Here is a 21,346-nt window from a genome sequence, read left to right on the forward strand (position 1 = left end):
CACGTTCGGCCCGGCCCCCACCCCCATCGCGATCAGCGGGTCGAACGAGGGGTTCCAGGGGTCCAGAACGACGTGCCGGGTGATCCCGTCCTCGTCCGCCACCAAAAGCAGAAGCGGCGCCGTCACCGTCATCATGCGGAACGCGGCCAACTGCGCCTTCCAACGATCCCGCGGACCTGTGTGGATGCCCCCCGGATGCAAGCGATTCCTGGCTCGTTCGGGCATGTGATCAGGTGCGGCCGTGTGTTCGGCCTCGAAGATGCGGCCTCTCATGCGCCGCGGGCCGGTATGGAGATAGGGAGGTCGGGACCAGTTCGCTTACCCGCGCCCGATGGCGCTCGGTCCGGAATGCTGGTTCGCCCGACCCGGTCTCTTGCTCATCTGGCCTTACGTTCCCTCGCCCCGCTCTCATCCGGCGACAACCCGACGACACCGGCCCATGCGGTCGCCGTCACCGGATCGCCGATCGCCCGGCCCCGGTGATGCGCACGCCATCGCCACCACGCGGGGCGACGGCCCGGCGAGGAACGTCAGCGCCTGCGCACGCGACTGCTTGCGGCGGAAGACGACCGATCCGCCCGCCCCTGATCCGTGAACCTGGAACAGGTTCTTGGCCAAATCGAGGCCGATGATGCCAACCTCTCCCATCGACGCTCGCCCTCGTAGCGGGGCTTCAACACCCACCACCTTGGCACATCTTTGCCGCCGGGGGCGTCCACCCCGTCGCTTGCGGCTGCGGCGCAAGCGGCATGAACCGTCGCGGATCGCTTCGGCATCCACGGCGTCGTTCTTCGGGCGCTTGGGACCGGTTTGACGCAGGTCGGCGGGACCAGCCGCAGGTCATGGCCCGGCTTGCCGATCTCGCGGCCCCGGAAATGCGCCCCGCCTCAGGCGTCCACCGCAACACTGCGCGCTCGAAGCTGGCTGAAAACCATCAGAACCTGCGCCCGCCGCAACGTCGCGCGGAACACCGCCCTTCGTCGTGGAGTGCAGCAAACCCAGCGTGGCGCGCCGATGCCGTCGGGCGGCGGTGCCATCGTCAGCGCCGATCATCACCCGCCCGGGACCCGGGAATGACCGCGCGAGTTCTGCGACCACAGCCCGTCGAGACGGGGGGGATTATCCTGTTGTGCCTCAGTCCGAGGGCGCCTTGCGGCGATGGATCTGCACGATTTCGGCCAGGATCGACAAGGCGATTTCCTCGGGCGTGATGGCGCCGAGGTCGAGCCCGGCCGGCACCTTGAGGCGCGCAAGCCGGTCGGCAGAGAGCCCATCCCGCGTCAGCATGGCCTTGAGGTTCTCGCCCTTCGCGCGCGAACCGACGAAGGCCACATGATCGGCATCGGCCGACAGCGCGGCCCGCAGCGCGGCCTCATCGCCGCGCCCCTGAGTGGCGACGACGATGTAGCGCCGACCGGGATTGGCGCAGTCCAATGCAAAGCCTTCGATCCGCCGCTCCGCCTCCGCGAACGCGGACTGATCCTCGGGCGGCGAGACGACGGTCCGGGTGAAGCCGAAGCGGCCGCCGATGTCGCAAAGCGCGACCGCGACGGGGCTTGCCCCCAGGATGACAAGTTCCGGCAAGGGGATGATCGGTTCCACGAACACGTCCATCGTGCCCTTGGACGGGCACATGTTTGACGCGAAGCGCACGCCGTCGCGTTCCTCGCCGGGTTTCACGCCCTGCTCGCCCAGAAGGTCTTTCGGCTGGATCGAGACGAGTCGGGGTTTGCCATCGACGATCGACTCGCGGGCGGCCTTCAGCACGGCAGCGCGGGCGCAGCCGCCGCCGATCCAGCCGTCGGAAATGGTTCCGTCGGCCCGTATCACGGCCTTCGCGCCCGCCTTGGCCGCGGTGGCCGCGACGGTGCGCACCACGGTGGCAAGGGCGAAGGGTTTGCCCTGCGCCCTCAGGTCGGTGACGAGGGTCAGAATGTCGGCGGGTTTCATGGTCGGTCTCCGTCAGAGCCGGGTGAATTCGGGTTCCAGCGCCGCCAGCGCGTCCAGCGTGTTGGCGGCCGCGAAGAGGTCGAGGTAAGGCAGGGCCGCCGCCATGCCTGCGGCGACGGGGGCGTAATCCTTCCAACCCTTCAGCGGGTTGAGCCAGACGATGCGACAGCCGCGCTTCTTCAGGCGCGCCAACGCGGCGGCAAGACGGTCTGGCGGATCGGTGTCGTAGCCGTCCGACAGGATCAGCACCACGGTGCGGGAGCCGACCGCGCGGGCGGCATGCAGCGCGTTGAAGGAGGCCAGCGCGCTTGCGATCTGCGTGCCGCCGCCAAAGCCCTGCGCCATCAGGGACAACTTGCCCACCGCGCGCGACGTGTCGGCGTCGCGCAGCGCATCGGTGATGCGGATCAGGCGGGTGTGGAACAGGTAGGCGTCGGTCATCATGTCGGTCGACATCAGCCCGCGCAGGAAGGCCAGAAACACCCGCGCATAGACCGTCATCGATCCCGACACATCGCAGATCGCAATGATACGGGCCGGACGGTCGGGGCGGTGGCGGCGAAACAGCCGGATCGGTTCGCCCCCGGTGGCGACGCAGGCCCGCGCGATGCGGCGCAGGTCAAGCTGGGCCCCACGCCGGTCGACGCGGCGGCGGCGCGATCGGCGGTCACGGATCGCGGCGGCAAGGCGGCGGGCGACGGTCTCGGCGGCCGCGATATCGGCGGGCGTGACGAGTTCGCGCAGATCGGTGGGCATGAGGTTTTCAGACCGCGCCGCCACCAGCCGACCGGTGCCACCCTGGCTTGCAGCCTCGTCACCCTCGTCGGGGCTGTCGGGTCGGCCCTCGGCGCCCAGCGGCGAGCCTTCATGGACGGCGCCCACCTTGCGATGGCCCGGCTTTGAGGTATCCGCCACCCCCGCATTGCGGATGCGGCCCCGGTTCAGCCAATAGGCGGCGAAGAGGTCGTCGAACCGCTGCAATTCCTCATGCGTGCCGGTGCAGACAGCGCGCAGCGCAAGCCGCGCCTCATGCGGGTCGGTCGCCGTGACATGGGTCAGCGCCTCCATCGCGGCGGCGGTTTCCGCAACGCCGACGCGCAGGCCGTTCAGCCGCAGGTGGGCAAGAAAGCCCGCCATCCGTTCGGCCGGGCCCTGCGCGCGGGCGGGAAAGCGGGTCACGCCCATCACGCGGCCTTTCCGGCAAGGCGCTGCGCGACCTCGGTCGGGATGGCGGCGCGGTCGGCTTGCGTTTTCAGCAGGGTGACAAGGGTGGATTGCAGGATGATCGGGTCATCCGTCAGGTCGTTGACGCCCAGACCCGCAAGGGCGGCGGCGAAGTCGAGCATTTCGGCAACGCCCGGCTTCTTCTCAAGCTCTTCCCGGCGAAGGGATTGCACGAAACCGACGATCTGGCCCGCCAGTTTCTCCTCGATGCCGGGATGACGGGCGGCGAGGATGGCGAGTTCTGTCCGACGCTCGGGGTAATCGACCCAGGTGTAGATGCAGCGGCGCCGGAGCGCGTCCGACAGGTCGCGGGTGCCGTTGGCGGTGAGGATCACATAGGGCCGGGTGCGGGCCGTGATGGTGCCAAGCTCGGGGATGGTGATCTGGAAGTCGGAGAGGATTTCCAGCAGGTAGGCTTCGAATTCCTCGTCCGCGCGGTCGATCTCGTCGATCAGCAGAACCGGCGCGCGATCTTGCTGAAGCGCCTGAAGCAGGGGGCGGGCCATCAGGTAATCGGCCGAGAAGATGCGGGCTTCGACCTCGGGCCCGGTCACGCCGCCTTCGGCCGCGGCCCGGATGGCGAGCAGTTGGCGCTGGTAGTTCCATTCGTAGATCGCGTGGCTCGCGTCGAGACCCTCGTAGCACTGGAGCCGGATCAGTTTCGTGCCGCGCACCTGCGCCAGCGTGCGCGCGATCTCGGTCTTGCCAACGCCGGCGGAGCCTTCCAGAAGCAGCGGCCGCCCGAGCGCCATCGACAGATGCAGGGCCATGGCAAGCTCGTCGGTGGCAACATAGCCCGCCCCGGCAAGGTCGTTCTGCACTGTGCGCCAGTCGGCCAAGAGCGTGTCCTTTGAGAAGAGAGCCGGGGCGGGCAGGCCGCCCCGGTGTCTGTGTGCCTCAGGCGTGCAGCCCAAGGTCGTTGGCGATCTTCCAGATCCGCCAGTGGTCGTGGGGCATGTTCGACTGCACCAGACCGAAGGCGCGGAAGGCGTCATGCACCGCGTTGGAATAGGCCGGAACCGATCCCACGTTCGGGCTTTCGCCCACCCCCTTGGCGCCGATCGGGTGATGCGGGCTGGGGGTTTCGGTGAAGTCGGTGGTGTAGTGCGGCGTTTCCCAGGCGGTCGGGATGTAGAAATCCATCAACGTGCTGGATTTGTGGTTGCCCATCTCGTCATAGGCGATCTCTTGCCCCATCGCGATGGCCAGCCCTTCGGTCACGCCGCCGTGCACCTGACCCTCGATGATCATCGGATTGATGCGGGTGCCGCAATCGTCCAGCGCGTAGAACTGGCGGACCTTCCAGACGCCGGTATCGACGTCGATCTCGGTCACGCAGATGTAGGCGCCGAAGGGGAAGGTCATGTTCGGCGGGTCGTAATAGCTGACCGCCTCAAGCCCCGGTTCAAGGCCGGGGATCGCGTTGTGATAGGCGGCGAAGGCAATCTCCTTCATCGTCTTGAACCGCTCTGGCGCACCCTTGACCACAAAGCGGTCAACGTCCCATTCCACGTCGCCGTCGTGAACCTCCAGCAGATAGGCCGCGATCATCTGCGCCTTGGCGCGGATTTTCCGGCCCGCCATCGCGGTGGCCGCACCCGCGACGGGGGTGGAGCGCGACCCGTAGGTGCCAAGGCCATAGGGCGCGGTGTCGGTGTCGCCCTCTTCGATGGTGATGTCGTCGGCCGGCAGGCCGATCTCGGAGGCGAGGATTTGCGCGAAGGTCGTGGCGTGGCCCTGGCCCTGGCTGATGGTCCCCAGCCGGGCAATCGCCGAGCCGGTCGGGTGGATGCGAATCTCGCAACTGTCGAACATGCCCAGGCCAAGGATGTCGCAGTTCTTCACCGGCCCGGCGCCCACGATTTCGGTGAAGTGGCACAGGCCGATCCCCAGCAAGGATCGCGACTTGCCGGCCTTGAAGTCGGCCACCATCTGCGCCTGTTCGGCGCGCAGGCCCTTGTAGTTCACCGCCTCCAGCGCCTTGGCCCAGGCGGTGTGGTAATCGCCGGAGTCGTATTCCCAGCCCAGCGCCGAGTGGTAGGGGAACTGCTCCTTGCGGATGAAGTTCTTGGCGCGCAACTCTGCCGCATCCATGTTCAGCTTGATCGCAAGGATTTCGATCATCCGCTCGATGAAATAGGCGGCCTCGGTCACGCGGAAGGAACAGCGGTAGGCGACGCCGCCGGGGGCCTTGTTGGTGTAGACGCCGTCCACCGTGACGTGGGCCACCGGGATGTCGTACGACCCGGTGCAGATCGCGAAGAAGCCGGCCGGGAACTTGGTCGGGTCGGCGCAGGCGTCGAATCCGCCGTGGTCGGCGGTGACGTGGCAATCAAGGCCGGTGATCTTGCCGTCCTTGGTGGCCGAGATGCGGCCCTTCATCCAGTAGTCGCGCGCAAAGGCGGTGGACATCAGGTTGTCCATCCGGTCCTCGACCCATTTCACCGGAACCCCTGTGACGATCGACGCGACGATCGAACAGATGTAGCCCGGATAGACGCCGACCTTGTTGCCAAAGCCGCCGCCGATGTCGGGCGAGATGATGCGGATGTTGTGTTCCGCGATGCCCGAGATCAGCGAGGCGACGGTGCGAACGGCATGCGGCGCCTGAAAGGTGCCCCAGACCGTCAGCTTGCCGTTCACCTTGTCCATGCTGGCGACGCAGCCGCAGGTTTCCAGTGGGCAGGGGTGGGTGCGATGGTAGTAGATCATTTCCTCGGCGACAACCTCGGCCTCGGCGATGGCGGCGTCGGTGCCGTCCTTGTCGCCGACGTCCCAGGTGAAGATGTGGTTGTGATGCTTGCGCGGACCATGCGCGCCCGAGGTTTGCCCGGCAAGGTCTTCGCGCAGCACCGGCGCATCGGGCAGCATCGCCTTGAACGGGTCGGTGACGACCGGCAGTTCCTCGTATTCCACCTCGACCAGTTCCACCGCGTCGGCGGCGATGTAGCGGTCTTTGGCCACGACGAAGGCGACCTCCTGGCCCTGGAACAGCACCTTGCCGTCGGCCAGCACCATCTGCTTGTCGCCCGCCAGCGTCGGCATCCAGTGCAGGCCCAGCGGGCGCAGGTCATCGGCGGTCAGCACGGCGATGACGCCGGGCAGCGCCTTCGCGGCATCGGCGTTGATCGACTTCACGCGGGCGTGGGCATAGGGCGAGCGCACGAAATCGCCAAACAGCATCCCCGCCATCTTGATGTCGTCGACGTAGTTGCCCTTGCCCTGGGTGAAGCGCACGTCCTCGACCCGCTTGCGCGAGGCGCCCATGCCTTTGAGTTTCTCGATCCGCTCGTCGCGGGTTGGTGCCTGGTCGTTCATTCCGCGGCCTCCTTGGCTGCGTTCATCTCGGCCGCCGCGGCCAGGATGGATTTGACGATGTTCTGGTAGCCGGTGCAGCGGCAAAGGTTGCCCGACATGCCAAAGCGGATGTCCGCTTCGCTCGGGTCCGGGTTTTCCTGCAACAGGCGCCAGGCGCGGGTGATCATGCCGGGGGTGCAGAAGCCGCACTGAAGCCCGTGATGTTCGCGGAACGCCCGTTGCAGCGGATGCAGGGCGTCGGGGCTGCCCAGCCCTTCGATCGTCAGGATCGTGGCGCCGTCGGCCTGCGCCGCCAGCACGGTGCAGGACTTCACCGACTTGCCGTTCATGTCCACGGTGCAGACCCCGCAATGCGAGGTTTCGCAGCCGATATGGGGGCCGGTCAGGTTCAGCCGTTCCCGCAACACATGGATCAGCAGTTCGCGCGGCTCGGCGAGGGTTTCAACCTCGGCGCCGTTGACCGTCATCTTCAGATGCATCTTCGTCATGGGGCTCTCCTCAGGCTCGCGACCAGGCGCGCGCGATGGCGTGGCGCAGCACTGCCTTGGCAACGTGGCGTTTGAATTCGGCGGGGCCGCGGTTGTCGGAACCGGGCGAGATTGCCGCCTGCATGGCGTTGATGGCCGCCGTGACCGCGGCCGCATCGCAGGTCGTGCCGACGAGGGCGGCGGCGGCGTCCTTGGCCCAGATCGGCGTATCGGCGACATTCGTCATCGCGATCGAGGCAGCGGTGCATTTGCCCCCCGCCTTGGTCAGGATGACGGCAGCCGCAGCGGTGGCATAGTCGCCGATCTTGCGCTTTTGCTTCTCGTAAGCGGAACCGCCCACGGTCGGCGCGAAGGAAACCGAGACGAGGATCTCGTCATCGTGGCGGGCAGTGACGTAGGCGCTTTGATAGAAATCGCGGGCCGCAACCTCGCGCGGGCCCTGCGGGCCGCGCAATTCGAAGGTGGCGCCAAGACACTGCATCACGGCGGGCAGGTCGTTGCCGGGATCACCGTTGGCGACGTTGCCGCCGATGGTGCCCACATTGCGGACCTGCGGGTCGGCAATCTGCAATGCGGTTTCCGCCAGGATCGGCGCGGCTTTCGCAAGTCCGGCGTGGCCGATCACCTCCGCTTGCGTCACCATCGCCCCGATCCGGATGCGATCGGGCGTGACGTCGATCCCGCGCAGATCCGATATGGCTTGCAGATCGACCAGATGATCAACCGAGGCCATGCGCAGCTTCATCATCGGCACAAGGCTGTGGCCCCCCGCAAGCACCCGCGCCTCGTCGCCGTGCTCGGTCAGGATTTTCAGCGCCGCGGAAATATCGCGGGGCCGGTAATAGGTGAAACTGCCTGGTATCACGGGTCGTCCTCCCTGACATCCGGTTGACCGGAAACGTTGCGCCCTTGCGGGCTTGTCACGAGAGTAACGAGCGTGGCGGCGGGGCCGATGGCGGGTTCACGCGCGGCGCGCGCCTTTCACGAACTGCGGAATGGCTGCACGAAGTGCGTATCCGGGTGTGCAGCGCGACAATATGTCATGCCGCCGCCTGATTCGGAGGATTTGCGTGGCCTCACAGGCCAAGCGCGTCGCGCAGGGCCGCAACCTTGGTACGGCTGACCGGCGCCCGGTCCAGCAGGCAAATGTCGTCGAACAGGCAGCTTCCGCCGTCACGATGGCGCTCGAACCCGGTGACGCGGGCAAGATTGACCAGATAGCTGCGATGCGCGCGGAAGAAATTCGAGTGTCTCAACCGCTCTTCCGCTTCCGAGATCGACCAGGGACAGAAGAACCGGTCGTCGCAGCAATAGGCATAGGTGTAGTGACCCTCCGCCTCCAGCGCGGCGATTTCGGCGGCATCGACGAATTCCGTATGGCCCCGACGTTCCACCGGAATGCGCACCGCCTTCGCTGGTGCGGTGCCTGCTGCGTTGCCGAAAGGCTCTGGCATCGGCGCGGGCGATGGGGGCGGGGGCGCGGCAGCGCTTTGCGCGGGGATGCCGACCGGATCGGCGGATGAGACCAGAAACGTCGTGCCCGCCAGCAGGAAGCCCCCGCAGATGCCGAACGCCCCCAGCAGCACGATCAGCGCGAGATCCTGATTGGTCAGAACGGGGGTGAAGTCGGGCAGCCCCTCCAGCGCCGAGAACCCGGTTCCGGACATCGCCGCAAAATGCACGACGACGACCGTGGAGCCGAGGATCGCGGTGCCAAGCAGGATGTTCTTGCGTGTGCGATGCCCGTAAGCGACCCAGATCGCGGCCGTCCCCATGATCGGGGCGAGGATGGCCGCGGCAACGATGCTGGTCGTGTCGTAAACCGGTCGGCAAAGCTGCATCGCCGCCATCCCCGTGTAATGCATCACCACGATGCCAAGACCCAGGGTCGCCCCCGCCAGGATGAAGTGAAAACTGTCACGGCGGGCGAAATGCATGATCAGCAGCGACAGCCCGGACAGCAGGATGGCGATCAGCAATGAAGCAAGCGTCGGCAGCGTATCGTAGGACACCGGGATCGGAAGTCGGATCGCGAGCATCGCCGTGAAGTGCATCGACCAGATGCCGCCACCCAGCGCGACCGCCGCCATGCTGATCCTTGCCTGGCGCGCGCCGGGGCCGAGTTGAGCGAGCCCCCGTGTCAGCCAAAGGCCGGTAAAACTGGCCATCATCGAAATCGCGATGGATCCCAGAACCAGGCCGACATTGTAGGTCTGTTCGATCACGTGCTCTGCCGATGCGCTTCAGGTTCAAGATGCCCACGCATCCGGATTTAGGTCCGACTTTACCATAACACTTCCCCTTGAGAAGAGTTCAGAGGCGGCCCCTCCAACTGCGCCCCTTCGGCGCGGGACAGGGCTGAAAACTCGGCAACGGGCGCGGCGGGATCGGTTCCGCTGCTGCGCAAGCCGCCGGACAGCCTCCACCCCGGGCCGCGCCGCGAGGACCGGCACCGGGGCGCGGCGGATGCGCAAGCCGATCCAGGGGGTTCCCGCTTCGGTCGCGCGATCCGTGCCGCCGTGATGAAGACCACCCGTTGCGCCGGGTTCCGTGGTGAAGCAAGGCCGTGATCGCCCCCATCCAGGCGGTGCGGTGGGGGCCGGTCCCGGATGTCGAGCGGGACGACAGCATGCGCTGCCCGTCGACCATTGCAAGGCCCTGCGCGCCGGGCCTTGGCGGTCTGCAACCGGGGTTCCGATCACAGCCCGGCGGCGCAGGTCCAAGGTGGAATGCCTGCGATCCGGCGTTGGTCGCGGCGGCTGGCGATGGCGCGCGGGGATCGGTCAGACCGGCTTGCCCCGCCACGGCATTGCGTTCGCGGATGTCGATCCGCGAGGCGATGGTGGCCCTGCGCATCCTCTTTCACGCGCGATCGCGGTTGGAGGAGCCTGCATTGCTGGCAAAAGCAGGACCGGGCCATCGACGAACGGGATTTGCGGTCACGCCCCGCCGAGGTCACTTTGCAGCCCCCGACAGCCCCGTCAACGTGCAAGACCGGACGCGCAAGGCTCAGACCGAATTTTCTGATCTGTTCTATAAGGTTATCTGGTAGCGGAGGAGGGATTTGAACCCCCGACACGCGGATTATGATTCCGCTGCTCTAACCAACTGAGCTACTCCGCCACTCGGGCGCGGTGGTAAGAGACACGCGGGGAGGCGTCAAGGGGGAAATCGGTGGCGCGGCCCGGCATTGGCTGGCGGCCCTGACGCTGGGGCAAATTCCGGAATGGCCATTCGGGATCATCGGTCGGGCGGCCTGTGCGGTGATGCCTGGACGCGGGTCGATCCGGCGGCGGAACTGACCGTGCCGAAGCCGCGGCAGGATCGGGCAGAAGCGCCCTGGCGCAGGCATCGAACGGGGTATGCACGCCAATCAGGGGGATTTTCGCGACGGAAACGCCGCGCGTCAGCCGTTTGTCAGGTCTCTGCCCTATATGCCACCTGCGACGGCCGACCTTGCGGCCCCTCCCGATGACCGAAAGGCCCTTGATCATGTCTTCCTCCTCTCCCCGGCACTCCCTCGCCACCCGGCTTTTCCATGCGAGCCTTGCGGGCGCGGTGATCGTGCAACTCTTGTCGAGCGTCTGGATGCACCGCCCGCGCGGCACCAGCCCCGGCAACATCTTGTTCCCGATCCACGAATATGCCGGAATGCTGGCGCTGGTGCTGGCCTTCCTGTTCTGGGTCACCGTTTTAAGCCGCCGTGTCGGCACGGCGCCGGGGGCGCTGTTGCCGTGGTTCTCGGCCGAACGGCTCCGGGCGCTGCGGGCCGATGTTGGCACGCACCTGCGTGCCGCGCGGGCCTTCACCCTGCCACCGCATCAAGACCACGCGGCGCTACCCTCGGCGATCCACGGGCTTGGCCTCTTGCTGATCAGCTACATGGCCGTGTCGGGCACCTATTGGTATCTGATGTCACTGGCCGGGCTGGGCCGGTCCGCATTCGTGCAGCCGTTCATGGAACTTCACGGGCTGCTGGGCAACGTCGTCTGGGCCTATCTCATCGGCCACGCGGCGTTGGCGCTGTTGCACCACGTCACGAAGAACCTCTCGCTGGGCGTCATGTGGTCGGTGAAAAGCTGAGGAGGGCTATTTCGGGTCGGCCCCGCGCGGGCCGCCCGAGATCGCCAGCGTCACGTCGCGCAGCGCGGCGATCGGCGGCAAGGAACCCGGCACCGCGAAGTAGCGCGAGCGCCACGCCGGCCCGAACTTCTGCTTGAAGGCGCGCAGGCCGGCGAAATTGTAGAACGCCCCGCCGTACTTGAACAGAACCGAGCCGAAGCGGTTCCAGAGCCGCGCGCCGTATTTCACCTCCAGCCCGGCCAGCGGCGCCATGCCCAGGCTGAACTGCGCGGTGCCCTCGTCGCGCAGCCGTTCCATCAGCGCGATGAACAGGAACTGCATCACGTTGGGCGGCGCATCGGGGCCAAAGCGCATCAGGTCGATGGTGGCGCAGGCTTTGGTGTCGGTTTCCAGCACGTTGGCGAAGGCGACCACTTGGCCATCCCGCTTCACCAGCGCCAGCCGGAAGCGTTGCAGGTAATCGGCGTCGAAGCGCCCGACCGAGAACCGCTTTTCCCGCCCGCGTTTTTCCGCCAGCCAGGCCGCCGAAATCTCGGCCAGCCGCGCCATCAGGTCGGGTGAATGCGGCGGCGCCACCAGTTCGAACGAGATGCCTTCGCGCTGCACCTGGTTGTAGGCGGCGCGCATCGCCTTGTAGCGACGGCCGGACAGCGCGAAATCGGCCAGCGGCACGATGGCCTCTTCGCCGATCTTGTTCACCGTCAGCCCCATCTCGACCCAGATCGGCAGGTAGGTGTCGGTGATCTCGTAGAACACCGGGCGGCAGCCCGCCGCATAGGCCGCATCGAAGAAGGCCCAGGCCAGGTCGCGGACCTTGTCGCGCGGGCCGACCGGGTCGGAATAGGCGATCCAGGATTTGCCCTGCACGCCATACATGATGAAGGCGTCGTCATCGTCCGAGAAGAAGAAGGTCTTGTCGCCGCTGAGCGCGAGGTTCGCGATCGGCAGGTCCTGCTGGGCAACGATCCCGCGCGCTTTCTCCAGCGTCTCCGGGTCGGGGGTAACGCTGTGGGCGCGGGCGGGCTGCATCGAGATATAGACCAGCGCGAAGGTCATCAACGCCGTCGCGGTCAGCGCCGCGCGCAGCGCGCGGGGCGCGTTCGCGGTCGAGGCGAATTCGGTCAGGAGCGCGCTGGAATAGGTCGTGTTGTGGTGCATCAGCACCAGAAGGACGATGGCGCTAAGCGAGATCGAGGCGATCAGCGCGAACCAGCCGGGCGACAGCAGGTTCTGCGTCAACCGCGCGGGCCGGGTGAACTCGCTCCGGATCGGCGACAGCAGCAGGGCGGCGGCCAGCAGGATCGAGGCGCTGACCGTGTTCAGCCCGTTCAGCATCGAGGCGACGGCGCCGCCAAGCAGCGCGGCCTCGGTCAGCCAGAACGCGGCCGAGATGCGCCGCATCAGACCCTGCGCCAACAGGATCAGTGTCACGCCCAGCACCGCCGACAAAAGCGCCCCGCCTTCGAGCAGGATCGCGGCCACCACATCGTCGGGGGCCACCTCGTTGGGCCGGACCGAGGGCAGGATCGCGAGGATCAGCAGATAGACGCCGAGGCCGAGCACGCTGGCTCCGGTCGCGCCGGGCGCGATGCTGGTCATCACCCGGCTGACCGGGGCCATCGTGTCCGACACGTCGCCCAGGAGCCGCGCGATCGGGCCGCGCGCCAGCCGCGCCTCGTTCACCGAGATCACCACCATCGCCAGCGCGAAGGGCACCAGGTAGTAGATGATGCGGAACAGCAAAAGCGCGACCGCCGCCTGCTCGATGCTGACTGAGGCGGGCAGGGCGGTGATCACGACGCTTTCAAACACGCCGATGCCGCCCGGCACATGACTCAGCACCCCGGTCATCGCGGCGGTCGCGAAGATCGCGAGGAAGGTCACGAAATCGGGCGCGCCCGCGGGCAGCAGCACATAAAGCGCCAGTGCGGCCATGCAGGTATCGATCGCCGTGAAGGCAAGCTGGCCCAGCAGGATGCCGGGCGAGGGGGCGCGTAGTTCCAGCCGCCAGACGTGCAGCGCGTGGCCCGCCATCGAGGCCGCGCCGATCACGACCACCGTCGTCCCCAGCACGGCCAGCGCGATGAGCCGCATCCGGTCGGGGGCGATGTGGATGAAATCGGTCAGCGCAGCCGGGTGATAGACCAGCGAGGCCAAGCCGATGATGCTGATCCCCACCCCGAAGGCGAGCGATACGAAAGTGGATATGGCCGCCACTTCCAGCGCGTTGATGCCGAAGGCGGAATAGATGCGGTAACGCACCGCGCCGCCCGACAGCACCGAAATGCCGATGGTGTTGCCCAGCGAATAGCCCAGGCATGCCCCCATCGCCACCACCGGGAACGGCAGCTTGCGCCCGATGTGGCGCAGCGCCGACCAGTCGTAGCCGATCAGCGAGGTATAGCCCGCCGCCGTCGCCGCCAGCGCCGCCAGCAGCGCCCCGGCGGGCATCGCCTTGGCCTCGGTCAGAACGTGGTGTAGGTTGATGCCGGACAGCAGATGGAAAAGCGCACCGAGCCCGGCCGCGAACAGCGCGATGCCGATGAGGAACGGCGCCGCCTTCTTGAGGGTTCCGATCCAGCGTTGGCGCGCGGGCGCGGTGTCAGAGAAATCTTGGGTCATCGGAAATGCTCGGGCCTCTGCTGCGCCGCCTTGTGCCGGACCGGTTGCCCCGGCCGCCGCAGAGTCGGCGCGGCGCTGTGCGCGCGCAGTGATGCCCCGCAATGCGAGACGAAATCAAGACCTGCGGGTAATCGTGGCGTCACGCCTTCGTGGAACGTCGCGTTGCGGGCCTTCGGTCTGGACGCCCGGCCCCGCCCGGCGCTAAGGTCGGCAACCATGCCCCCGACCGAGCTTGTCATCTTCGATTGCGACGGCGTGCTGATCGACTCGGAAGTCATCAGCGCGAACATGCTGATCGCCGAGCTGAAGGGCTACGGCGTCGAGATGGACATGGCCTTCGTCAGCCGCCACTTTCTGGGCCGCAGCTACCCCGCGGTGCTGAAAGAGGTGCGCGAGCAGTTCGGGGTGCAACTGCCCGACCAGTTCGAGGCCGATTACCGCCGCCGCCTGCTGGCCGCCTTCGCCCGCGATCTGAAGGTGATGCCCGGTGCCACCGGGGTGATCGCGCGGCTGGGTCTGCCCTACGCGCTGGCGACCAGTTCCAGCCCCGAACGGGTGACCCAGTCGCTGCGGCTGACCGGGCTTGATGCGCTGTTCGGCCGCAATGTCTATACCGCCTCGATGGTGACCCGCGGCAAACCCGCGCCCGACCTGTTCCTGCACGTCGCGCAGCAGATGGGCGTCGATCCCGCCCGCTGTCTGGTGCTGGAGGACAGCCTGAACGGCCTGCGCGCCGGTCTTGCCGCCGGGATGGAGGTCTGGCGCTTCATCGGCGGCACCCATCTGGCCGGGCTCGACCTGACCGAACCGCCCGACGCCACGCCGCACGCGCGGCTGGCAAGCTTCGACGATTTCTTTGCGCTGCGGCCCGATCTCGGCCGCGCCCCGGATGCGGTGCCGCCATGAGCCAGATGCCTGACAACGACGCGACGCCGCAGGACGAAGCCGCCCGCGCGGGATGGCTTTACTATGTGGGGCAGATGACGCAGGATCAGATCGCGCGCGAAATGGGCATCTCGCGCCAGCGGGCGCAGCGGCTGGTGTCGCGCGCGGTGGCGGACCGACTGATCCATGTGCGCCTTGAACACCCGGTTTCCGCCTGTCTGGAGTTGGAACAGGCGCTGCGTCGGCGGTTTTCGCTGACCTGCTGCCGTGTCGCGCCCTCGCTTGGCGCCGGTGCCGATCCGGTGCGCGCCATCGCCCCCGTTGCCGCCGCCGAGGTCGAACGTTTCCTGCGCACGCCCGAACCGCTGGTGATCGCGCTCGGCACCGGCCGCGCCCTGCGCGCCACGGTCGAGGAGTTGTCGCCGATGGCCGCCGAACAGCACCGCCTCGTCTCGCTGATCGGCAACATCGCGCCCGACGGCTCGGCCTCGTTCTTCGATGTGATCATGCGCATTGCCGACAAGGTGCGCGCGCCGCACTACCCGATGCCGGTGCCGGTGGTCTCGGAAACCGCCGAGCAGAACGCGATGTTCCACGACCTTGCGCCGATCCGCCGCGTCACCGACCTTGCCCGTGCCGCCGATGTCAGCTTCGTCGGCGTCGGCCAGATGAGCAACGACGCGCCGTTGTTGCAGGATGGCTTCGTCAGTCGCGCGGAACTGGACGACATGCAGGCGATGGGGGCGACGGGCGAGGTCGCGGGCTGGGTCTATGATTCGGTCGGCCAATACCTCGACACCGGCACCAACCTGCGCGTCGGCGGGGTCAGGATCGACCCCGGACGCGCCCAACCAGTGATCGGCATCGCCGGGGGGGCCTCCAAGCATGCGGCCATTCTCGCTGCGCTGCGCGGCCGGATTATCAATGGTTTGATCACCGACGAGGAGAGCGCGCGGGCAATTCTCGCCGCGTCGCAGCGTTAGAAATCCATTCTGTGACCATCGGAACAGTTGACTTAGCCGTGAGTATTTGTGAGCATATGCCCACAGAACGATCATATGCTCACAACGAGCCAATGACCGTGATTGAGGGAGGATACTGATGACTTCGACGCTTCGCGCGCTTTTTGGTGCGTGTGCTGTCGCGGCCCTTGCAACGGTCGCGACCGCCGAAACCACGACGATCACCGTCGCCACCGTGAACAACGGCGACATGATCCGCATGCAGGGGCTGATGAGCGACTTCTACGCCAAGCACCCTGACATCAAGGTGAACTGGGTCACGCTGGAAGAAAACGTCCTGCGCCAGAAGGTCACCACCGACATCGCCACCAAGGGCGGTCAGTATGACGTGATGACGATCGGCACCTACGAGGTTCCGATCTGGGGCAAGCAGGGCTGGCTGGAAAGCCTGAACGACCTGCCCGCAAGCTGGGACATCGACGACCTGCTGCCCGCGATCCGCGGCGGCCTGACCGTTGACGGCAAGCTCTATGCCGCGCCGTTCTACGGCGAAAGCTCGATGGTCATGTACCGCACCGACCTGATGAAGAAGGCCGGGCTGACGATGGCCGACGCGCCGACCTGGACCGACATCGCCAAGGCGGCCGACGCCATGACCGACAAGGCCGCGGGCATCTACGGCATCTGCCTGCGCGGCAAGGCCGGCTGGGGCGAGAACATGGCGTTCCTGACCGCCACCGCCAACTCGTTCGGCGCCAAGTGGTTCGACGAGAAGTGGCAGCCGCAGTTCAACGGCGACGCGTGGAAGAAGACGATCAACTTCTACGTCGACCTGATGAAGAAAGACGGCCCACCCGGCGCCTCGAACAACGGGTTCAACGAGAACCTCGCGCTGTTCCAGCAGGGCAAGTGCGGCATGTGGATCGACGCCACCGTGGCGGCCTCGTTCGTGAGCGATCCGAAAGCCTCGAAGGTCGCCGACAGCGTGGGCTATGCGCTGGCGCCCGACAACGGGCTGGGCAAGCGCGGCAACTGGCTCTGGGCGTGGTCGCTGGCCATCCCGGCCGGCACCAAGCACGCCGACGCCGCCAAGACCTTCGTCGACTGGGCAACGTCGAAAGACTACCTCGCCCTCGTCGCCTCGAAGGAAGGCTGGGCCAACGTGCCCCCGGGCACCCGCAAGTCGCTTTACGCGAACCCGGACTATGCCAAGGTGCCGTTCGCCAAGATGACGCTGGACAGCATCAACTCGGCTGACCCGACGCATCCGACCGTCGACCCGGTTCCCTATGTCGGCGTGCAGTTCGTCGCGATCCCGGAATTCCAGGGCATTGCGAACGACGTGGGCCAGCAGTTCTCGGCCGCGCTTGCGGGCACCGAGACCGTCGATCAGGCGCTTGCCGCCGCGCAGGATCTGACGGTGCGTGCGATGACGAAGGCCGGTTACATCAAGTAATCGACCTCCTCCCAGCGGGGCCGGTTGTCACGAACCGGCCCCGCGCCTTCTTTCACGCATCCCCCGAGGACAGGTCATGGCCACCCAGCATTCGCGCGCCGCAGCGCGCCTGATGATCGCACCCTCCGTTATCCTGCTTCTGGGCTGGATGATCGTTCCGCTCGGCATGACGATCTGGTTCTCGTTTCTCAACTACAACCTGCTGCACGCCGGCCCGCACAACTTCATCGGGTTCCGCAATTACTACTATTTCCTGACCGACCCCACCTTCACGATCGCCCTGTGGAACACGCTGGTTCTGGTGTTGGGTGTCCTGCTGATCACCACCCTGGGCGGCGTTCTGCTGGCCCTGCTGCTGGATCAGCCGATGTGGGGGCAGGGCATCGTTCGCGTTCTGGTGATCGCGCCGTTCTTCGTGATGCCCACCGTGTCTGCGCTGGTCTGGAAGAACATGTTCATGAATCCGGTGAACGGCATCTTCGCCTGGATCGCGCAGTCCTTCGGGCTGCAACCCTTCGACTTCCTGTCGCAGGCGCCGCTGTTCTCGATCATCGTGATCGTCGCCTGGCAATGGCTGCCCTTCGCCACCCTGATCCTGCTGACCGCGCTGCAATCGCTCGACAGCGAGCAGATGGAGGCCGCCGAGATGGACGGCGCCTCCGCGCTCAACCGGTTCCGCTTCATCACCGTGCCGCACCTGACGCGCTCGATCACCGTGGTGATCCTGATCCAGACCATCTTCCTGCTGTCGGTCTTTGCCGAAATCCTTGTCACTACCAACGGCGGCCCCGGCACCGCCTCCACCAACATCACCTACCTCGTCTACGGCCAGTCGCTGCTGCAATACGACGTGGGCGGCGGTTCGGCGGGCGGCATCGTGGCGGTGATCCTGGCCAACATCGTCGCGATCTTCCTGATGCGGATGATCGGCAAGAACCTGGAGGCATGACAGATGGCCCGCCGCGTCACCCCCGCCCGCAAGGCAACCGTCACCGCGCTGGCCTGGGTCATCGCCTTCCTGATCTTCTTCCCGATCCTGTGGACCTTCCTGACCTCGTTCAAGTCCGAGGGCGACGCGGTGGCGATCCCGCCGAAGTTCCTGAACTTCCACTGGACGCTGGAGAACTACGCCATCGTCAACCAGCGGTCTGACTACCTGCTGCACTTCTGGAACTCGGTCGTGATCTCCTTCGGCTCGACGCTGCTGGGCCTCGTCATCGCCGTTCCGGCCGCCTGGGCGATGGCCTTCGTGCCGGGCAAGCGCACCAAGGACGTGCTGATGTGGATGCTGTCCACCAAGATGATGCCGCCGGTCGGTGTGCTGATCCCGATCTACCTGTTGTTCCGCAACACCGGACTGCTGGACACGCGCATCGGCCTTGTCATCGTGCTGACGCTGATCGACCTGCCGATCATCGTCTGGATGCTTTACACCTACTTCAAGGAAATCCCCGGCGAGATCCTTGAGGCGGCGCGGATGGACGGCGCCACGCTGCGGGCTGAAATCCTCTATGTGCTGACGCCGATGGCCCTTCCCGGCATCGCCTCCACGCTGCTCCTGAACGTGATCCTGGCGTGGAACGAGGCGTTCTGGACGCTGAACCTGACGGCCGCCAAGGCCGCGCCGCTGACCGCCTTCATCGCCAGCTATTCCTCGCCCGAGGGCCTTTTCTACGCCAAGCTTTCGGCCGCCTCGACGATGGCGATCGCCCCGATCGTGATCCTTGGCTGGTTCAGCCAGAAACAACTTGTCCGCGGCCTGACCTTCGGCGCCGTGAAGTAGGAGACCCGCAGATGGGCAAGATCAGCCTGAGCAACGTCAGCAAGAAATTCGGCGAGGTGGCGGTGATCCCCTCGCTCGACCTCGAAATCGAGGATGGCGAGTTCGTCGTCTTCGTCGGCCCCTCGGGCTGCGGCAAGTCCACGCTGCTGCGCCTGATCGCCGGGCTGGAGGATGTATCCGGCGGCGTGATCAAGATCGACGGCGTGAACGCGACCGAGACGCCGCCCGCCAAGCGCGGCCTCGCGATGGTGTTCCAAAGCTACGCGCTCTACCCCCACATGTCGGTGCGCAAGAACATCGCCTTCCCGCTGCGCATGGCCGGGATGGACGCCGCCGAACAGGAACGCCGGGTGACGGCGGCGGCGAAGGTCTTGAACCTGACCGACTACCTCGAACGCCGCCCCGGCCAGCTTTCGGGCGGCCAGCGTCAGCGCGTCGCCATCGGCCGCGCCATCGTGCGCCAACCCAAGGCGTTCCTGTTCGACGAGCCCTTGTCGAACCTCGACGCGGCGCTGCGGGTGAACATGCGGCTGGAAATCACCGAACTGCACCACACGCTGAAAACCACGATGATCTACGTGACGCATGATCAGGTCGAAGCGATGACGATGGCCGACAAGATCGTCGTGCTGCAGGCGGGCAGGGTCGAGCAGGTGGGCAGCCCGCTGGAGCTTTACCGCAACCCGGCCAACATCTTCGTCGCGGGCTTCATCGGCTCGCCGCGGATGAACTTCGTCACCGGCGCCGATGCCGCGGGGCTGAACGCCCACACCATCGGCGTGCGCCCCGAACACATCACCCTGTCGAAAACCGAGGGCCGCTGGGCGGGCAAGGTCCTGGTATCGGAGCACCTCGGCTCCGACACCTTCCTGCACGTCGTGATGGATGGCGGCCTTGGCACCATGACCGTGCGCGGCGACGGCGAGGTCGACGCCCGCCACGGCGACCGGGTATTCCTGACCCCGCAACAGGACAAGATCCACCGCTTCGGCGCAGACGGAAAGACGCTCGCATGAGACTGCAAGGCAAGACCGCCCTGATCACCGGTGCCGCCCGCGGCATAGGCCGCAGCTTCGCCGAGGCCTATGTGCGCGAAGGCGCCACCGTGGCCATCGGCGACATTCATTACGAGGCGGCGCAGCAGACCGCCGCCGAGATCGGCCCCGCCGCCCATGCCGTGCGGCTGGACGTGACCGATCAGGCGTCGATTGACGCGGCCGTGGCCGATTGCATCGCGAAAATGGGCGCCATCGACATCCTGATCAACAATGCCGCCCTGTTCGACGCCGCCCCGATCGCCGAGATTACCCGCGCCTCCTACGACCGGCTCTTTGCCGTCAACGTGGCGGGCACGCTCTTCACGCTTCAGGCCGTGGCGAAACACATGATCGCGCGGGGCAAGGGCGGCAAGATCATCAACATGGCGTCGCAGGCCGGGCGGCGGGGTGAAACCCTTGTCGCGGTCTACTGCGCCACCAAGGCCGCCGTGATCAGCATCACCCAGTCGGCGGGCCTCAACCTGATCGCCCACGGCATCAACGTGAACGCCATCGCCCCCGGCGTGGTCGATGGCGAACACTGGGACGGGGTCGATGCCCTGTTCGCGAAATACGAACACAAGGCCCCCGGCCAGAAGAAGAAAGAGGTCGGCGCCGCCGTCCCCTTCGGCCGCATGGGCACCGCTGCCGACCTCACCGGCATGGCGATCTTCCTTGCCACCCCCGAAGCCGACTACATCGTCGCCCAGACCTACAACGTCGACGGCGGGAACTGGATGAGCTGACATGGACCTTGGACTGAACGGCAAAGTGGCGGTCATCACCGGCGGCAGCGTCGGCATCGGGTTGGGCGTGGCCCGCGCCTTCGCGCGGGAAGGCGCGAACGTCATCCTCGCGGCGCGCGGCGAAGACCGCGTGATGACCGAAGCCGCCAACATCACCGCCGAATTCGACGTGCGCAGCCTTGGCGTCGCCTGCGACGTCGCCAGCGCCGATGGCTGCACCGCGCTCGTCGAAGCCGTGCGCCTGTTCGGCGGCGCCGACATCCTGGTGAACAACGCGGGCACCGGCTCGAACGAGACGATCCTGGAGGCGCCCGACGATAAGTGGCAGGCCTACTGGGACCTGCACGTCATGGCTGCCGTGCGCCTGTCGCGCGGCCTGGCACCCCTGATGATCGCGCGCGGCGGAGGGGCGATCCTGAACAACGCTTCGATCTGCGCGGTTCAGCCGCTGTGGTACGAACCGATCTACAACACGACCAAGGCGGCGCTGCTGATGTTCTCGAAAAACCTCGCCACCGAGTTGATCCCGCACAACATTCGCGTCAACACCATCAACCCCGGCCTGATCCTGACCCCCGACTGGATCAAGACCGCGCGTCAGCTTGCCCCCGATGGCGACTGGCAGGCCTACCTGCAAGCCGTCGCCGATGAACACGCCCCCATCAAGCGGTTCGGCACGGTCGAGGAACTGGCCGACTTCTTCGTCTTTCTCTGCTCCGACCGCGCCAGCTATTCGGTCGGCTCCACGTATCACGTCGACGGCGGAATGCTGCGAACCCTCTGAAAGGTGCC

General features: G+C 66.5%; 17 protein-coding genes, 1 tRNA gene and 2 pseudogenes. 9 read left to right on the plus strand and 11 right to left on the minus strand.

From position 1 onward, the window contains the following. Positions 1-480: 480 nt before the first annotated feature. The 10 genes and pseudogenes from AC11WY_RS14030 to AC11WY_RS14075 all read right to left on the minus strand — a co-directional run. A pseudogene (locus AC11WY_RS14030) lies at positions 481-648 on the minus strand (IS110 family transposase); the annotation flags it as partial. A gap of 96 nt (positions 649-744) precedes the next feature. Further along, positions 745-977, minus strand: a pseudogene (locus AC11WY_RS14035) (IS110 family transposase); the annotation flags it as partial. A 157-nt stretch (positions 978-1,134) separates the two neighbouring features. Further along, positions 1,135-1,950, minus strand: coding sequence for an XdhC family protein (locus AC11WY_RS14040; RefSeq protein WP_482926539.1), 816 nt, complete (start codon positions 1,948-1,950; stop codon positions 1,135-1,137). Between the two features lie 12 nt (positions 1,951-1,962). Continuing rightward, entirely contained in the window at positions 1,963-3,135 is a 1,173-nt protein-coding gene (locus tag AC11WY_RS14045) for a vWA domain-containing protein (RefSeq protein WP_482926603.1), read from the minus strand. Next, a complete protein-coding gene (locus tag AC11WY_RS14050; protein WP_482926541.1) occupies positions 3,135-4,013 on the minus strand; it encodes an AAA family ATPase in 879 nt (292 codons plus the stop codon). Before AC11WY_RS14050 ends, AC11WY_RS14045 begins: the two co-directional genes overlap by 1 nt. 58 nt (positions 4,014-4,071) lie before the next feature. Continuing rightward, the gene (locus AC11WY_RS14055) at positions 4,072-6,492 is read right to left on the minus strand and encodes an aerobic carbon-monoxide dehydrogenase large subunit (RefSeq protein ID WP_482926543.1); all 2,421 of its coding nucleotides are present in this window, start codon (positions 6,490-6,492) and stop codon (positions 4,072-4,074) included. Beyond that, positions 6,489-6,980 carry a (2Fe-2S)-binding protein gene (locus tag AC11WY_RS14060; RefSeq protein ID WP_482926545.1) on the minus strand — a complete coding sequence of 164 codons (492 nt, stop codon included), beginning with the start codon at positions 6,978-6,980 and terminating at the stop codon, positions 6,489-6,491. Before AC11WY_RS14060 ends, AC11WY_RS14055 begins: the two co-directional genes overlap by 4 nt. Before the next feature lie 10 nt (positions 6,981-6,990). Then, positions 6,991-7,845 carry an FAD binding domain-containing protein gene (locus AC11WY_RS14065; protein WP_482926547.1) on the minus strand — a complete coding sequence of 285 codons (855 nt, stop codon included), beginning with the start codon at positions 7,843-7,845 and terminating at the stop codon, positions 6,991-6,993. 211 nt (positions 7,846-8,056) lie between these two features. Continuing rightward, positions 8,057-9,205: an MHYT domain-containing protein gene (locus tag AC11WY_RS14070; RefSeq protein ID WP_482926549.1), complete on the minus strand. Its 1,149-nt coding sequence runs from the start codon at positions 9,203-9,205 to the stop codon at positions 8,057-8,059. A gap of 821 nt (positions 9,206-10,026) precedes the next feature. After that, positions 10,027-10,103: transfer RNA gene (locus AC11WY_RS14075), tRNA-Met, on the minus strand. Positions 10,104-10,472: 369 nt separating this feature from the next. On the opposite strand from AC11WY_RS14075, the gene AC11WY_RS14080 reads away from it, so the two are divergent. Continuing rightward, positions 10,473-11,063, plus strand: coding sequence for a cytochrome b/b6 domain-containing protein (locus AC11WY_RS14080; protein ID WP_482926551.1), 591 nt, complete (start codon positions 10,473-10,475; stop codon positions 11,061-11,063). Positions 11,064-11,069: 6 nt separating this feature from the next. On the opposite strand, the gene mprF is transcribed toward AC11WY_RS14080, so the two are convergent. Beyond that, a complete protein-coding gene (gene mprF, locus AC11WY_RS14085) occupies positions 11,070-13,685 on the minus strand; it encodes a bifunctional lysylphosphatidylglycerol flippase/synthetase MprF (protein ID WP_482926553.1) in 2,616 nt (871 codons plus the stop codon). 216 nt (positions 13,686-13,901) lie between these two features. Here mprF and AC11WY_RS14090 point away from each other — a divergent pair, with 216 nt between their 5' ends. The 8 genes from AC11WY_RS14090 to AC11WY_RS14125 all read left to right on the plus strand — a co-directional run bounded on the left by AC11WY_RS14090 (position 13,902) and on the right by AC11WY_RS14125 (position 21,338). After that, positions 13,902-14,591, plus strand: a complete 690-nt coding sequence (locus AC11WY_RS14090) for an HAD family hydrolase (protein WP_482926555.1) — start codon at positions 13,902-13,904, stop codon at positions 14,589-14,591. Further along, positions 14,588-15,553, plus strand: a complete 966-nt coding sequence (locus AC11WY_RS14095) for a sugar-binding transcriptional regulator (protein ID WP_482926557.1) — start codon at positions 14,588-14,590, stop codon at positions 15,551-15,553. Before AC11WY_RS14090 ends, AC11WY_RS14095 begins: the two co-directional genes overlap by 4 nt. A 118-nt stretch (positions 15,554-15,671) precedes the next feature. Then, positions 15,672-16,988, plus strand: a complete 1,317-nt coding sequence (locus AC11WY_RS14100) for an ABC transporter substrate-binding protein (protein ID WP_482926559.1) — start codon at positions 15,672-15,674, stop codon at positions 16,986-16,988. 76 nt (positions 16,989-17,064) lie between these two features. Further along, on the plus strand, positions 17,065-17,937 hold the full coding sequence (locus tag AC11WY_RS14105; RefSeq protein WP_482926561.1) for a carbohydrate ABC transporter permease: 873 nt from the start codon (positions 17,065-17,067) through the stop codon (positions 17,935-17,937). Between the two features lie 3 nt (positions 17,938-17,940). Further along, a complete protein-coding gene (locus tag AC11WY_RS14110) occupies positions 17,941-18,771 on the plus strand; it encodes a carbohydrate ABC transporter permease (protein WP_482926563.1) in 831 nt (276 codons plus the stop codon). Positions 18,772-18,782: 11 nt separating this feature from the next. Next, complete coding sequence (locus AC11WY_RS14115) at positions 18,783-19,787, plus strand: ABC transporter ATP-binding protein (protein ID WP_482926565.1); 1,005 nt, start codon at positions 18,783-18,785, stop codon at positions 19,785-19,787. Further along, positions 19,784-20,554: an L-iditol 2-dehydrogenase gene (locus AC11WY_RS14120; RefSeq protein ID WP_482926567.1), complete on the plus strand. Its 771-nt coding sequence runs from the start codon at positions 19,784-19,786 to the stop codon at positions 20,552-20,554. Before AC11WY_RS14115 ends, AC11WY_RS14120 begins: the two co-directional genes overlap by 4 nt. Position 20,555: 1 nt before the next feature. Continuing rightward, on the plus strand, positions 20,556-21,338 hold the full coding sequence (locus tag AC11WY_RS14125; protein ID WP_482926569.1) for an SDR family NAD(P)-dependent oxidoreductase: 783 nt from the start codon (positions 20,556-20,558) through the stop codon (positions 21,336-21,338). The last annotated feature ends 8 nt before the right edge of the window (positions 21,339-21,346 follow it).

This window comes from Solirhodobacter sp. (assembly GCF_964715405.1).